Origin of the sequence: Nonomuraea sp. NPDC052116 (genome assembly GCF_040680035.1) — a bacterium.
GTDB lineage: Bacteria > Actinomycetota > Actinomycetes > Streptosporangiales > Streptosporangiaceae > Nonomuraea > Nonomuraea angiospora_A.
In genome coordinates this window covers 62,625-76,708 of sequence record NZ_JBFAWA010000033.1, presented here as the reverse complement: position 1 = coordinate 76,708, position 14,084 = coordinate 62,625, and the positions used below count along the sequence as shown (strand labels likewise).

Annotated in this window: 13 protein-coding genes; 6 read left to right on the top strand and 7 right to left on the bottom strand. The window is 70.0% G+C overall.

The window, feature by feature from the left end:
• Positions 1 to 96: 96 nt before the first annotated feature.
• Complete coding sequence (locus AB0L65_RS45960; protein WP_350729346.1) at positions 97 to 969, bottom strand: SDR family oxidoreductase; 873 nt, start codon at positions 967 to 969, stop codon at positions 97 to 99.
• Between the two features lie 53 nt (positions 970 to 1,022).
• Positions 1,023 to 2,081: an MBL fold metallo-hydrolase gene (locus tag AB0L65_RS45955; protein ID WP_364259834.1), complete on the bottom strand. Its 1,059-nt coding sequence runs from the start codon at positions 2,079 to 2,081 to the stop codon at positions 1,023 to 1,025.
• 44 nt (positions 2,082 to 2,125) lie between these two features.
• Between AB0L65_RS45955 and AB0L65_RS45950 the strand changes: the two genes are divergently transcribed.
• Positions 2,126 to 2,971 carry a glutathione S-transferase C-terminal domain-containing protein gene (locus AB0L65_RS45950; protein ID WP_364259831.1) on the top strand — a complete coding sequence of 282 codons (846 nt, stop codon included), beginning with the start codon at positions 2,126 to 2,128 and terminating at the stop codon, positions 2,969 to 2,971.
• Here AB0L65_RS45950 and AB0L65_RS45945 read toward each other — a convergent pair.
• Both AB0L65_RS45945 and AB0L65_RS45940 read right to left on the bottom strand, forming a co-directional pair.
• Positions 2,919 to 4,187: an MFS transporter gene (locus AB0L65_RS45945; RefSeq protein ID WP_364259828.1), complete on the bottom strand. Its 1,269-nt coding sequence runs from the start codon at positions 4,185 to 4,187 to the stop codon at positions 2,919 to 2,921. The two genes, AB0L65_RS45950 and AB0L65_RS45945, sit on opposite strands and share 53 nt — an antisense overlap.
• Entirely contained in the window at positions 4,184 to 4,750 is a 567-nt protein-coding gene (locus AB0L65_RS45940; protein WP_364259825.1) for a winged helix-turn-helix domain-containing protein, read from the bottom strand. The genes AB0L65_RS45945 and AB0L65_RS45940 overlap by 4 nt, the downstream gene beginning before the upstream one ends.
• Before the next feature lie 74 nt (positions 4,751 to 4,824).
• On the opposite strand from AB0L65_RS45940, the gene AB0L65_RS45935 reads away from it, so the two are divergent.
• The 5 genes from AB0L65_RS45935 (at position 4,825) to AB0L65_RS45915 (ending at position 11,283) form a co-directional block, all read left to right on the top strand.
• Positions 4,825 to 5,469 (top strand): phenylalanine--tRNA ligase beta subunit-related protein, encoded by a 645-nt coding sequence (locus AB0L65_RS45935; RefSeq protein WP_364259822.1) that lies wholly within the window; start codon positions 4,825 to 4,827, stop codon positions 5,467 to 5,469.
• 204 nt (positions 5,470 to 5,673) lie between these two features.
• The gene (locus tag AB0L65_RS45930) at positions 5,674 to 9,315 is read left to right on the top strand and encodes a multifunctional oxoglutarate decarboxylase/oxoglutarate dehydrogenase thiamine pyrophosphate-binding subunit/dihydrolipoyllysine-residue succinyltransferase subunit (protein WP_364259819.1); all 3,642 of its coding nucleotides are present in this window, start codon (positions 5,674 to 5,676) and stop codon (positions 9,313 to 9,315) included.
• Positions 9,316 to 9,383: 68 nt separating this feature from the next.
• Entirely contained in the window at positions 9,384 to 9,563 is a 180-nt protein-coding gene (locus tag AB0L65_RS45925) for a DUF6104 family protein (protein ID WP_192793777.1), read from the top strand.
• Between the two features lie 155 nt (positions 9,564 to 9,718).
• The gene (locus AB0L65_RS45920) at positions 9,719 to 10,546 is read left to right on the top strand and encodes a DUF4097 family beta strand repeat-containing protein (protein WP_350729333.1); all 828 of its coding nucleotides are present in this window, start codon (positions 9,719 to 9,721) and stop codon (positions 10,544 to 10,546) included.
• Positions 10,543 to 11,283 (top strand): PadR family transcriptional regulator, encoded by a 741-nt coding sequence (locus AB0L65_RS45915; RefSeq protein WP_364259816.1) that lies wholly within the window; start codon positions 10,543 to 10,545, stop codon positions 11,281 to 11,283. Before AB0L65_RS45920 ends, AB0L65_RS45915 begins: the two co-directional genes overlap by 4 nt.
• Before the next feature lie 7 nt (positions 11,284 to 11,290).
• Here the strand turns inward: AB0L65_RS45915 and AB0L65_RS45910 are convergent, their stop codons facing one another.
• From AB0L65_RS45910 to AB0L65_RS45900, 3 genes are all read right to left on the bottom strand, one after another.
• Positions 11,291 to 12,118 carry an oxygenase MpaB family protein gene (locus AB0L65_RS45910; RefSeq protein WP_364259813.1) on the bottom strand — a complete coding sequence of 276 codons (828 nt, stop codon included), beginning with the start codon at positions 12,116 to 12,118 and terminating at the stop codon, positions 11,291 to 11,293.
• A 107-nt stretch (positions 12,119 to 12,225) separates the two neighbouring features.
• Positions 12,226 to 13,182 (bottom strand): zinc-binding dehydrogenase, encoded by a 957-nt coding sequence (locus AB0L65_RS45905; RefSeq protein WP_364259810.1) that lies wholly within the window; start codon positions 13,180 to 13,182, stop codon positions 12,226 to 12,228.
• A 9-nt stretch (positions 13,183 to 13,191) separates the two neighbouring features.
• Positions 13,192 to 14,070, bottom strand: coding sequence for a hypothetical protein (locus AB0L65_RS45900; RefSeq protein WP_364259807.1), 879 nt, complete (start codon positions 14,068 to 14,070; stop codon positions 13,192 to 13,194).
• Between the last annotated feature and the right edge of the window lie 14 nt (positions 14,071 to 14,084).

Genomic DNA, 14,084 nt, shown 5'->3' with positions numbered 1-14,084 from the left:
TCGCTTGTTACGCCGCGTCATCCACGTCGCCTTGCTGAGCGCATGACGGATCCCCGCCGCCGACGTGGAGTGCCCGGCGGCGGGGACCCGCAAGCGTTAGAGCATCGCCTTCATCGAGTCGGCGGCCGTGAGCACGTAGGGCTGCTCGGCCATGACGGCCTCCCAGTTGCCGGCGACGGCCTCCGGCGTGAGGTCGTCGGTCTTCCAGCCCGGCCCCTCCGCCACGAACACCCGCGCCACCCGGCCGCCGCCCACGCTGAACACCTCGCCGCTCGCCTCGCACGTCTCGTGCACGAGGTACGCCACCAGCGCGCTCACCCGCTCCGGCGTGAACTTGGCCTCGAACTCGGCCGGCAGCAGCGCCTCCGTCATCCGGGTCCAGGCGATGGGCGCGATGGCGTTGGCCTTGATGCCGTTGCGGGCGCCCTCGATGCCGAGCGTCTTGGTCAGGCCGACCAGGCCCATCTTGGCGGTGGAGTAGTTGGCCTGGCCGAAGTTGCCGAACAGGCCCGCCGGGCTGGAGGTGTTGACGATGCGGCCGTAGCCGGCCGCCTTCATCAGCGGGTACGCGGCCTGGCTGACCAGGTACGAGCCGCGTACGTGCACGGCCAGCACCCCGTCGAAGTCCTCGACCGTCATCTTGCCGAACGACTTGTCCCGCAGGATGCCCGCGTTGTTGACGACGATGTCCACCTTGCCGAACGCGTCCACGGCGGCCTGCACGATGGCCCTGGCGCCCTCCGGCGTGGCGACGTTGTCGGCGTTGGCGATGGCCTGGCCGCCGTTCTTCGTGATGAGCTCGACCACGTCGGCGGCGGGCCCCGTGGAGGCGCCCGTGCCGTCGAGCGCGCCGCCGAGGTCGTTGACGACGACCTTGGCGCCCCGCTCGGCCAGCAGGAGCGCGTGCGACCTGCCAAGACCGTGCCCGGCGCCCGTGATGATCGCGACCCTGTCATCGAACCGAAGCATCGAACCTCCCACGCAGGAGAACAACATTCTGTTACGAGCTACGATAGACCGCGTCAGGGCAGGCGCCACAGTTCGGGTTCGCCGGGCTCCCTGCGTACCCGCCCCTTGGCCGCCAGCCACGCCAGGTGGGCCAGCGTCTCGTTGTTGGCCGCGCGCCGCATGAACGGCGGGATCGTCTCCCACGGCCGCGACCACGACAGGCGGGTGGCCACGTCCCAGCACGTGACGCCGTCCAGGGAGCCGACGACCTGCTCGATCTCCGCCAGCCGCTCGTCGTGGTGCGACAGCACGTAATCCACCCGCTCGGCCAGCTCCAGGAACCGGTACTCGTGGGCCGGCAGCACCTCCTCCACGTCCAGCTTGCGCACGGCGGCCAGCGCGTCGAGGTAGTCGGCCAGCGGGTTCGGACCCGACTGGGGGTGGACGGCCACGATGGGCGTGATCTTCGCCAGCACGTGGTCGCCGGAGAACAGCAGCCGGCGCGAGGGCGAGACGAAGCACAGGTGGCCGGGCGAGTGGCCCGGCGTCCAGATCGCCCGCAGGTCCCAGCCGGGCAGGCCGAGCTCGTCGCCGTCCTCGACCAGCCGGTCCGGTTTGGCCATCGAGACCACGTGCCTGATCATCATGGACGCGCCGGCCAGCTCGTCCAGCGTCAGCGGCGGCACGCCGCAGCGGACCAGCAGCGCGCGTTCCCGGTCCACGAGGGAGTCGATGACCTCGTCGTCGTAGCGTTCGCGGATCAGGCGGGCGTCGGCCGGGTGCAGGGCGATCCAGGCGCCGGACATCTCGCGGATGCGCCCGGCCAGACCGTAGTGGTCGGGGTGGATGTGGGTGACGAGCACGCCCTTGACGTCGGTGATCGCGTACCCGGCCACGCCGAGACCCGCGACGAGCGCGTCGTACGCCTCGTCGGTGTTCCACCCGGCGTCGACGATCACCACGCCGTCGGGGAGTTCGAGGACATAGACCAGCACGTACCGCAGGGGGTTGATCGGGATCGGCACCGGGACCGACCACAGCCCCGGACGCACCCGCTCGACCTCGGGGATCGCCCCGCCCACCCACGCCTCCCGCTGCGCCTGGCTCGCGGGAGTCACCACAAATTTCGACACATGCCGAATATAGTTCTGCGTCAGAATCATGTTCTACTGGGGTCATGAAGCTGCGCCGCGAGCTCTCCGAGGATGGCCGGTTCGTACGGCAGCCGAACCGCTTCACCGACCGCCTCGGCCCGCCCGAACCCGGCCGCTACCGCCTCTACGCCTCTTATGCCTGCCCCTGGGCGCAGCGCGTGCTGATCGTCCGGGCGCTGCTCGGCCTGGAGGACGTGCTCGACGTCACGATCGTCGACCCCATCCGCGACGAGAAGGGCTGGCGCGTCCCGGACGGCGACCCCGAGTATCTGTCGGAGCTCTACCACGCGACCGACCCGGACTACACGGGCCGCTACACCGTGCCGTGCGTCTGGGACACCAGGGACAAGCGGATCGTCACCAACGACTTCCCGCAGATCACCCTCGATCTGGAAATGTCATGGGGAACCTCCCCCGACCTCTATCCGGAACGTCTCCGCCCCGACATCGACATCATGAACGACCGCCTCTACCACGGCCTCAACAACGCGGTCTACGAGGCGGGCTTCTCCCGCGACCAGCAGGTGTACGAGGAGGCCGTGGCCCGGGTCTTCACCACGCTGGACTTCCTCGAGGTGCGCCTGGCGGAGTCGGAACACCTCTTCGACGTCCTCACCGACAGCGACGTGCGCCTGTACACGACCCTGGCCAGGTTCGACGCCGTCTATCACGGGCACTTCAAGTGCTCGGTCCGGCGGCTGGTCGACTATCCGGCGCTGTGGGCGTACGCGCGCCGGCTGTACGCGATCCCCGCCTTCCGCGAAACCACCGTCTTCGACCAGATCAAGCGTCACTACTACATCACCCAGACCAACATCAACCCGAGTGGGATCGTGCCCGTGGGGCCGGAGATCGACTGGAGCCTGTAGGCGCGGGCATCCGTACGAACAGCAGGGCCGAGGCCAGCACCACCAGCGCGGCGCCGATCCACGCGACGGCCACGCCCGCCTGCCCGGCCAGCGCGCCGAGCGTCAGGTTGGCCACGACCCCGCCCGCCTGCAGCGACAGCGAACTGGTCGAGGTGACGGTGGTGCGCTCGGCCGCGCTGACCGCGTTGTGGGTCATCTCCAGGCAGAGCAGGCCCGCCACCGAGAGGCCCACGAAGAGCGTCATGTACGCCAGCCCCGCGCTCACCAGCCCAGCCGGGCCCCTTAGCCCCGCGGTCGCGGCGAGCGCCCCGACGGACAGCGCGGCGAGCACGGTGCCGGCCGAGCCACCCGCCAGCCGCGCCACCCGGGGTGCGAGCGCGCTGCCCGCCGCGCTGCTCGCGAACCCGAGCGCCGAGACCACGGCGTAGGCCAGGCTGCCCCGCTCGGCCGTGCCGGCCAGCTCGGCCAGCCGCCCGGGGGTGAGCAGCTCGATGCTGATCAGCACCACGCCGGAGGCCGCCGCGGCGGCCGTCATGCGGCGCAGCACGGGAGCGCCCGCCGCCAGCCGGAGGCCCGCCCCGACCGTGGCCGGCACCTCGCGCAGCACGCCCGCCAGCGACCTGCGGGCGTGCGCGGGCTCCGGCATCGCGAACACCACCACGACCAACAGCACGGCCGCCGCCGTCGCGCCCACCAGCGGCGGCGCGGCCAGCGGGAAGATCACCTGCGCAGGCACCAGGAGCGGCAGGCCGCCGCCCGCCAGCACGCCCACGCACAATGCCACGGACTCCATCGCGCCGCCCCTGGCCAGCCCCGGTTTGAGGTCGGCGTCGCGGCCCTCGATCCCGTGGAGCGTGTCGACGTACCAGGAGGTGGCCGGGCCGCTGGACAGCGCCCTGGCCACGCCCTTGAGCACGCCGCTGATCAGGAACATCCAGAACGTGGTGGAGACGGCGAGCAGCACGAGCGCTGCCACGGTGAACGCGGCGGAGACGGCCAGGACCACGCGCCGCCCGAGGACGTCGGCCAGGCCGCCGGTCGGCAGCTCCAGGGTGGCGGTGACGACCGAGAACACCGTCACCGACAGCCCCACCTCCGCCAGGCCGAGCCCCCGCGCGGTCATGAGCAGCACCATGGTGGCCGCCATCAGGCCCAGGGGCAGCCAGGTCAGGAAGCTGACGAGCATGTAGCGGCGTAAGGCCGAGCGTGCGGTCACGACTCCTCCTCCTGCGATCGCGGTACGGCGCCGTGCCAGGCGTTGACCTGCCTGGCCTCGGGATCGCCGGCGTATTTGGCGACGAGGTCGCGCAGCAGCTCCTCGGCCCTGTCGTTGAACTCGCGCACCCCGGCGGGCGGCAGCGAGACGATGTGGTCGCTCATCCCCGCCACCTCGGCCCAGTCGCGCGACCAGCCGTCGAGGTCGAACTCCTCCATCACCCGCCCGACGAACTCGCCCTGCCGCAGGTGCATGATCCGGACCGCCTCGCGGCCCTCGGCCGTGTCGGACAGCTCGCCGGCGTCCCACGAGGTGTAGCGGTGGCGGGCCCGCCAGCGTCGCTCGCGCCCGTCGCTCCGGTCGTCGTCCTCCTCGATGAGGCCGAACTTGAACAGCTCCCGGAGGTGGTAGCTGGTGGAGCCCGAGCTCTCGCCGACCTTGCGCCCCAGCTCGCTCGCGGTCGCGGGGCCGTCGAGACGCAGCAGGCCGAGCAGGCGCACGCGCAGCGGGTGGGAGATCGCCTTGAGCACCCGCGGGTCGCTGATCTTGTACCGCTCCTTCATGCTTAACACGGTAAACCGCAAAGCTAATTTTGCAAAGAGATTTTTGCGGTCTCGACCGCTTCTAGACTGTGGGGATGCTTGACGACATCTGGGTGGACGACTCCGTCTTCGCACTGCGCCCCGACTTCGCGGTGCTGGTCATGACCGCGCACGGCCTGCGCAACGGGCCCACGGACGACCGGTCCCGGGCCTGGCTGGCGGCGGCCTCCGAGTACGAGGTGCAGACGGACAAGATCGACGCCTGGAAGGACGCCTATCGGGCGTTCGGCGCCAAACCACAGCGGACCAGGCCCTCGGTCGACGCCCTGACCCGCAGGATGCCGCTGCCGGAGATCAACCGGGCGGTGGACGCGTACAACTCGATCAGCGTGAAGCACGCGCTGCCGATTGGCGGCGAGGACCTCGACCACTACGCAGGCCCGGCCCGGCTGCTGCGGGCGGCCGGCGACGAGGCGTCCGAGGAGGCGCTCGGCACGCCCGAGCCGGGCGAGGTGATCTGGCGCGACGACGTCGGCGTCACCTGCCGCAGGTGGAACTGGCGTCAGGTCGCGCGCACCCGGCTCACCGAGGAGACCACCAACGCGATCTTCCTCCTCGAGCGCCTCGAGCCGATGTCACTGGAGGAGCTCAAGGAGGCGGGTGAGGAGCTGGCCGACCTGCTGTCCGAGTTGTCACCAGAGGTACGGATCGCTAGCAGATTGGTGTCCGGCGGGAAATAAACCTCCCGTCGTAGTGTTGATACCAAAGAGTAATAATTGCGGCACCACCCGGATTGACTAGGGGGACGTGACCTCTTTGCACTGTCCTGAGAGGATCGTTCGAGGCGGCACGGCCTCTTCGGCGCGCGCTGCCGGTCCGGGCGAGTAGCCTTGGACAGGTTCTCTAACATCAACGCCGATCTGCGGAAGAGGGCGATTTCCGCCGTGTCGTCAGAGTCGTCGCGGACAAACCCGCTGGCAAGCTTTGGTCAGAACGAGTGGCTTGTCGACGAGCTGTACCAGAAGTACCTCCAAGATCCCGAGTCTGTCGACAAGGCATGGTGGAACTTCTTCGCTGACTACAACCCTGATTCCGGAACGGGCCGGGCAGCGCCGGTCAGGGAGGTGGCGAACGGCACCGTGACCGCTCCCGCTCCCCCCCAGGCGCCGCCGAAGGCACCACCGGCTGCCGAGAAGCCGAAGCAGCCGGCCACCCCGGTGCCCAAGGGCGCCGAGGAGGTCAAGCTGCGCGGCGCCGCTGCCCGCACGGCCGCCAACATGGACCTGTCACTGACGGTCCCGACGGCCACCAGCGTGCGCGCGATCCCGGCCAAGCTGCTGATCGACAACCGCATTGTGATCAACAATCACCTCAAGCGGGGTCGCGGCGGGAAGATCTCCTTCACCCACCTGATCGGCTTCGCGATCGTCAAGGCCCTGAGGGCCATGCCGGAGATGAACTACTCCTACACGGAGGTCGACGGCAAGCCGACGCTGATCAAGCCCGAGCACGTGGGCTTCGGTCTGGCGATCGACGTCCAGAAGAGCAACGGCGAGCGCCAGCTCCTCGTGCCCTCGATCAAGGGCGCCGAGGCGATGGACTTCCGCCAGTTCTGGATGGCGTACGAGGACGTCGTCCGCAAGGCCCGCGCGGGCAAGCTGGGCGTCGACGACTTCGCCGGCACCACGATCTCGCTGACCAACCCCGGCACGATCGGCACCGTCCACTCCGTGCCGCGCCTGATGCCCGGTCAGGGCACGATCATCGGCGTCGGCGCGATGGAATACCCGGCCGAATACCAGGGGGCCGCGCCCGACACGCTCTCGCGCCTGGCCGTCTCCAAGGTCATGACGCTCACCAGCACCTACGACCACCGGATCATCCAGGGCGCCCAGTCGGGCGACTTCCTGCGCCAGATCCACCGGCTGCTGCTGGGCGAGGACGGCTTCTACGACGAGATCTTCGAGGCGCTGCGGATCCCGTACGAGCCGGTCCGCTGGGTCCAGGACGTCTCGGCCTCCCATGACGACGACGTGTCGAAGTCCGCCCGCGTGATCGAGCTGATCCACGCCTACCGCGTGCGCGGCCACCTGATGGCCGAGACCGACCCGCTCGAGTACAAGCAGCGCAAGCACCCCGACCTGGACATCCAGTCCCACGGGCTGACGCTCTGGGACCTGGAGCGCGAGTTCGCCACGGGCGGTTTCGGCGGCCGCGCGCTGATGAAGCTCCGCGAGATCCTCGGCGTGCTGCGCGACTCCTACTGCCGCACGGTCGGCATCGAGTACATGCACATCCAGAACCCCGAGGAGCGGGCCTGGATCCAGGCGCGGGTGGAGAAGCCGCACAAGTCGCCCGAGCGTGCCGAGCAGCTCAACATCCTGTCCCGGCTCAACACCGCCGAGGCGTTCGAGACGTTCCTGCAGACGAAGTTCGTCGGCCAGAAGCGTTTCTCCCTGGAGGGCGGCGAGTCCCTGATCCCGCTGCTCGACTCGGTGATCAGCGACGCCGCCGACGAGGACCTCGACGAGGTCGTCATCGGCATGGCCCACCGCGGCCGCCTCAACGTGCTGGCCAACATCGTGGGCAAGTCGTACGCGCAGATCTTCGGCGAGTTCGAGGGCAACATCGACCCGCGCACGGCGCACGGCTCCGGTGACGTGAAGTACCACCTCGGCGCGACGGGCACGTTCACCTCGCCGAGCGGCAAGACCATCACCTCCTCCGTGGTCGCCAACCCCTCCCACCTGGAGGCGGTCGACCCGGTGCTCGAGGGTGTCGTCCGCGCCAAGCAGGACCTCCTGGAGCGCGGTGAGGAGGGCTTCACCGTCCTGCCCGTGCTCGTCCACGGCGACGCGGCCTTCGCCGGCCAGGGCGTCGTGGCCGAGACGCTCAACCTGTCGCAGCTGCGCGGCTACCGCACCGGCGGCACCGTGCACGTGGTGGTCAACAACCAGGTGGGCTTCACCACCTCGCCCGCCTCGTCCCGGTCCTCGGTCTACGCGACCGACGTGGCCCGGATGATCCAGGCCCCGATCTTCCACGTCAACGGCGACGACCCCGAGGCCGTGGTGCGCGTGGGCCAGCTGGCCTACGAATACCGCCAGGCGTTCCGCAAGGACGTCGTCATCGACCTCATCTGCTACCGCCGCCGCGGCCACAACGAGGGCGACAACCCCGCCTTCACCCAGCCGCTGATGTACGACCTGATCGACGCCAAGCGCTCGACCCGCAAGCTCTACACCGAGGCGCTGATCGGCCGGGGCGACATCACGGTCGAGGAGGCCGAGCAGGCGCTGCGCGACTACCAGGCCAAGCTGGAGCAGGCGTTCACCGAGACCCGCGAGGCGGCGAAGAAGCCGGCCGAGGCCGCCGCGATGCGGGTGCCGCCGACCGAGGTCGTCAAGTGGTCGCACGCCGACACGGACACCGCGATCAGCGACGAGACGCTCAAGCGCATCGTCGACACCCAGCTCAACCTGCCCGAGGGCTTCACGCCGCACCCGCGCCTGGCGCCGGTGCTGCAGCGCCGCGGCCAGATGGTCGAGACGGACACGATCGACTGGGCGATGGGCGAGACGCTCGCCTACGGCTCGCTGCTGATCGACGGCCACCCGGTGCGCCTGGTCGGCCAGGACTCGCGCCGCGGCACGTTCACGCAGCGCCACGCCGTCCTGGTGGACCGGATGACCGGCGCCGACCACACGCCGCTCAAGACCTTCAACCAGGGCACCACGAAGTTCTACATCTACGACTCGCTGCTCAGCGAGTTCGCGGCGCTCGGCTTCGAGTACGGCTACAGCGTCGTCCGCCCGGACGCCCTGGTCGCCTGGGAGGCGCAGTTCGGCGACTTCGTCAACGGCGCCCAGACGATCATCGACGAGTTCATCTCGTCGGGCGAGCAGAAGTGGGGTCAGAAGTCCTCCGTCGTGCTGCTGCTGCCGCACGGCTTCGAGGGCCAGGGCCCCGACCACTCCTCGGCCCGCATCGAGCGGTTCCTGCAGGTCTGCGCGCTCGACAACATGACGGTCGCGCAGCCCTCGACCCCGGCCAACTACTTCCACCTCCTGCGCTGGCAGGTGGAGTCGCAGCGGCACAAGCCGATGGTGGTCTTCACGCCGAAGTCGCTGCTGCGCCACAAGGCGGCCACGTCCAAGGCGTCCGACTTCACCACGGGCACCTTCCAGCCGGTCCTGGGCGACACGACCGCGGACGCGGCCAAGGTCACCAGGGTCGTGCTCACGTCCGGCAAGCTCTACTACGACCTGGCGGCGGAGCGCGACAAGAAGGGCCGCAACGACGTCGCGATCGTCCGGCTCGAGCGCCTCTACCCGTTCCCGGGTGAGGAGCTGGCCGCCGAGCTGTCCCGCTACGGGGCGCAGGCGGAGCTGATCTGGGCGCAGGACGAGCCGGTCAACATGGGGCCGTGGCCGTACCTGGCGCTCAAGCTGGCCGAGGACCCGGAGACGCTGGGCGGCCGCCCGCTGCGGCGCGTCTCGCGCCGTCCCAACAGCTCGCCGGCGACGGGCTCGCACAACTCGCACGACACCGAGCTCGAGGAGATCCTCCACGAGCTGTTCGGCTGATCCAACACCAGAGTGAGCCCCCGGCCCCGGCTGGGGGCTCACTGCCGTTTCAGGAGGACTTGAGAAAGATGTACTTCACCGATCGGGGGATCGAGGAACTGGTCGAGCGGCGGGGCGAGGAGGAGGTCAGCCTGCTCTGGCTCGGCGAGCGGCTGCGCGAGTTCGTCGACCTCAACCCGGAGTTCGAGATCCCGATCGAGCGGCTGGCCACCTGGCTGGCACGGCTCGACGACGACGAGGACGACTGACCCATCCCACCGCGCCCCCTTCCCGGCCACGGCGGCAAGGGGGCCACGCGCCGGTGGGGCCCCAGCCCGCCCCCAAGGAACGACACCTCGACGCGCCAACGCGATACATCTTGAGTTTCCCAAGAACGCGACATATCGTGTTACGTAGGGAGAACATGTCGCCAGAAGGGCGGGGGAACATGCAGCAGTGGACGATCGAGGGCCCAGAACAGCTGACGTTCGGCCAAGTGGAAGCGCTCGACGTGCGCATCGTCGCCGGCCGCCTGGCCGTGCTGGCCAGCGACGGCCCGCCCACAGTCGAGGTGTCCGAGATCGAGTCGGCGTCCCCGCTGCTGGTCACGTACGACGAGGACGCCAAGGAGCTCTCCATCACCTACAAGGACCTCACCTGGGACGGCCTGCTCGGCTGGCTCCGACGCGACCGGCGCAGGACGGTCCTGACGATCACTGTTCCCAAGCACTGCACCGTCAACGCCGGAGTCGTCTCCGCGCCCGCCGTGGTGGCCGGGTTCGAGAGGATGACGCAGGTCAGGAGCGTGTCCGCGGAGATCGTGCTCGACGGCGTCAGCGGCGACGTGAACGCGACGACCGTCTCGGGCCCCGTGGAGAGCCGGGCGATGGACGGCGACCTGGCGTTCAAGAGCGTCTCGGGCGACCTGACCGTGGCCGACGGCACCCCGCGCCGGCTCAAGGCGAACACCGTCTCCGGCCGCATCACGGCGGATCTGGCGCTTCGGCCGACCGGCCATGTGACACTCAACAGCGTTTCCGGTGACATCCTTGTCAGGCTGCCGGAAAACGTGGAGGCGGACGTCAACGTGCGATCCACCTCCGGCAGGCTGGTCAGCACGTTCCACGAACTGTTCAACTCGAACGGCCCCGGCACGAAGTCGATGTCGGGCAGGCTGGGCGGCGGCATGGCGTCGCTGTCGGCGATCACGGTCTCCGGCGAGGTCGCGCTGCTCAAGGGGGAGAAGGAATGAGCCCTGTCTTCGGTCACGGCCGGCTCCGGCTGTACCTGCTCAAGCTGCTGGAAGAGAGCCCGCGTCACGGCTACGAGGTCATCAGGCTGCTCCAGGACCGCTTCCTCGGCGTCTACTCGCCCTCTCCCGGCACGATCTACCCGCGCCTGGCCCGCCTGGAGGAGGAGGGCCTGGTGACGCACGAGGTGGTCGAGGGCAAGAAGGTGTTCTCGATCACCGACAAGGGCCGCGAGGAGCTGAACGCCCGGCTCGACGAGCTCGACGACCTGGAGCAGGAGATCTCCGCCTCCGTGCGCGACATCGCCCGCGAGGTCAAGGAGGACGTCCGCGACACGGTCAAGTCGTTGCGCGACGAGCTCACGCGGATGGCCAAGGACGTTCGCACGGGGGCCCGGGACGACACCCAGCGGCTCAAGGAGCAGCAGAAGGCGGACTTCAGGCGGCTCAAGGAGCAGCAGAAGCGGCAGTGGATGGAGCACGCCACCCACTGGCAGGACGAGGGCGAGCGGCTCAGCGGGGAGTGGCGCAGGATCTGGTCCGAGGTCTGGGCCACGCTGGGCGGCTCGCCGACGAGCCGCGCCGACCTCGACGCGGAGCTGGGCGAGCTGCTGGCCGACTTCATCGCCGAGGCCCGGCAGGAGGCGTCCGAGGCCCGGCTGACGCCGGAGAAGCTGGCGGAGCTGCGTACGGCGCTCGACGAGACCCGCCGCCGCGTCCGCGACATCCTCGAAGGCTGACCTCCGTTCATGCCGACCGGAGATGCCCTTCCAGGCGGCGCGCGCCGCGGGCGGCCTTGCGGGCGCGGTAGGCGATGGGCATGTACCTCAGGCGTTCGGGCAGGCGCGGCGTCAACGCCGCCACCGCATGCCCGAGGTGCCGCAACCGCCGCTCCTCCCGCGCCGTCCACGGCAGCCCCAGCTTCCGCCGAATGGCGGGCGGCAACGTACCGACCGTCACGAAGTAGTTGAACTCCCCCGATCCCACTCCCACAGGCGTCCACAGCCGCCGCAGCGGCCTCGGCAGCCCGGGCGGCGCCGGCGTGCCGCGCAGGGTTGACAGCACGTCGAGCGCCGTCGGGTGCGCCTCCAGCCGGTCGGCCACCATCGCGTCGAAGTACCGCCAGAACGCCTCCAGGTCCGCGGGCATCTCCCGCTCCGGCACCCGCAGGATCGCGCCGAGCTGCCGCGACTCGGCGTAGAGCCGCCGCTCCTGCGCGACGGTGAACGGGGTGCCGAAACAGCGGTTGAGCACGACGAAGCGCTCGAACAGCGACAGGTGCACCCACGCCCACGCCTCGCCGTTCAGCGCGTGGTAGGGCCTGCCGAGCTCGTCCACCCCGCTGATCTGCCGGTGCAGCCTCCTGAGCCGCGCGCCCTCCGCCGGGCCGTCCGCGCCGCCGTACACCCATTTCTGGATCGAGACGAGCGTGCGGGTGAGCCGTCCCCACGGGTCGTCCTTGTACGTGGAGTGCTCGGCGACGGCCGCACCCACGGCCGGGTGCATCGTCTGCATGACCAGCGCGCTCCCGGCGACGAGCAGATTGCGGTATTCGCCGGTGGTGTCCCAGTGCATCGAACCTGGACCGAAGGGCTGAACCTCCATCATCACGGCCTCCCGGGTGAGACAAGCCCACTCATGCTTGTATCACCCGGAAAGCCGGGAAGTAACCCTTTACTTATTCAGACGGTGAAGACGATCTTTCCGAAGATGTCCCCTTCGGCCATGGCCGCGAACCCGTCCCGCGCCTCCGCCAGCGGCAGCACCCTGTCGACGACGGGCCGTACCCCGGTCTGCTCCAGGAAGACCGCCAGCCGGCCGAGCTGTTCCCGCGTGCCCATCGTGGAGCCGACGACGGACAGCTGCAGGAAGAAGACCCGGTTCAGGTCGGCGGGCGGGACCGCGCCGCTGGTGGCGCCGCTGACGACGATGCGCCCGCCCGGCTTGAGCGACTTGAGCGAATGGTCCCAGGTGGCCTGACCGACGGTCTCCATGACCGCGTCCACCCGCTCCGGCAGCCGCGCGCCCGGCTCGAACACCTGGTCGGCGCCGAGTTCGAGGGCACGCGCGCGCTTCTCCTCGGAGCGGCTGGTGGCCCACACCCGGTAGCCGGCGGCCCGGCCGAGCGCGATCAGCGCGGTGGCGACGCCGCCGCCCGCGCCCTGCACCAGCACGGTGGAGCCGGGCTCGAGCCCGGCCTTGTCGAACAGCATCCGGTACGCGGTCAGCCAGGCCGTGGGCAGGCAGGCGGCGTGCTCGAAGCCGAGCCCGGCCGGCTTGGGCACGAGGTTGCGCCGCGGCACGGCCACCCGCTCGGCGAACGTGCCGTCGTGCACCTCGGACAGCAGCGTGCGCTTGGGATCGAGCGTCTCGTCGGCGCCCGTGCCGATCACGGAGTGCACGATGACCTCGTTGCCGTCCTCGTCCACGCCCGCGGCGTCGCAACCGAGCACGATCGGCAGCCGATCCTGTCTGATGCCGACGCCTTTGAGCGTCCACAGGTCGTGATGGTTGAGCGCGGCCGCGCGCACGGAGACGGTCGTCCATCCGTCCGGGACCTTCGGCTCCGGACGCTCGCCGAGCGTCAGCCCGGCGAGTGGGTTGTCGGGGTCGGTCTGTGTGGCGGTTACGGCGAACATGGCCGCACCCTACTTCAGCGTGATCCGAATCCCTTCCAAGGCCCGCTTCCTGAACGACTGTGGCCCCGTGACGGCGACCAGCACGTCGCCCCTGCACACCGAGCCGGCCGGCCGCCCGCGCCCCACGATCACACTCGGCATCCCGGCCTTCTTCTTGCAGCCGGGCGTGGGCGCCAGCACGACCATCTCCCCCGCGCCGCCGCCGAACCACAGCTGCGGCCCCAGCGGCTGCCCCTGCGCCGTCTCCCCCGGCCTGGCCAGCCGCAGGGGCGACTTGGCCGACAGCACGAGGTAGCCGTCCTTCGTCTCCCTGCCCTTCAGCCCTCGCGCGAGCGCCACCCGCTGGTCGAACGTCAGCCCCTGCCCCCGGTCGTACATCGCCAGCCGCCACCGCCCGAACGTGAACAGCAGCACCTGCCCGTAGTAACCGCTGCCCGCCCGGCGGGGCCAGAGGGTGACGTTGGGCGCGTAGTTCCTGATCGCCTGGCCACCCGCGGTCACCTCGAACTCACCGTTGTACGGGGCGGACAACTGCCGATACTGCCCGTCGATCCAGACTCCCTGGTAGGGCCGCGACCCCATGGCGGCCAGACCGAGCTCGGCCGGGTATCGCACCTCGGCCCGCACCCCGTGCGGGAACACCACCTCCATGACCTCCTCACCGCCCTTGGCCGCGGGCCGGACGGTGAGGGCGTTGGGGGCGCTGTCTATCTTGGTGAGGGACCTGATGGGCTCGGAGGTCGGCCCCGCCGGCGGCGCAGGCTCGGGATCCCGGCTGGTGAGCAGGCTGACGACGGGGATCAGGAGGAGCGCGAGTACCACCACCAGCCCGACCCACCGGCGGCGACCGCGCTCGCCTACCTCGATGACGTCGAACCGGTCAACCACGACGGTTCCTAGCC

Bases quoted from the DNA above. Each gene is read 5' to 3' on its own strand.
- AB0L65_RS45960 (WP_350729346.1), bottom strand. From the start codon at position 969: ATGCTTCGGTTCGATGACAGGGTCGCGATCATCACGGGCGCCGGGCAC.
- AB0L65_RS45950 (WP_364259831.1), top strand. From the start codon at position 2,126: ATGAAGCTGCGCCGCGAGCTCTCCGAGGATGGCCGGTTCGTACGGCAG.
- AB0L65_RS45940 (WP_364259825.1), bottom strand. From the start codon at position 4,750: ATGAAGGAGCGGTACAAGATCAGCGACCCGCGGGTGCTCAAGGCGATC.
- AB0L65_RS45935 (WP_364259822.1), top strand. From the start codon at position 4,825: ATGCTTGACGACATCTGGGTGGACGACTCCGTCTTCGCACTGCGCCCC.
- AB0L65_RS45925 (WP_192793777.1), top strand. From the start codon at position 9,384: ATGTACTTCACCGATCGGGGGATCGAGGAACTGGTCGAGCGGCGGGGC.
- AB0L65_RS45920 (WP_350729333.1), top strand. From the start codon at position 9,719: ATGTCGCCAGAAGGGCGGGGGAACATGCAGCAGTGGACGATCGAGGGC.
- AB0L65_RS45915 (WP_364259816.1), top strand. From the start codon at position 10,543: ATGAGCCCTGTCTTCGGTCACGGCCGGCTCCGGCTGTACCTGCTCAAG.
- AB0L65_RS45910 (WP_364259813.1), bottom strand. From the start codon at position 12,118: ATGCACTGGGACACCACCGGCGAATACCGCAATCTGCTCGTCGCCGGG.
- AB0L65_RS45905 (WP_364259810.1), bottom strand. From the start codon at position 13,182: ATGTTCGCCGTAACCGCCACACAGACCGACCCCGACAACCCACTCGCC.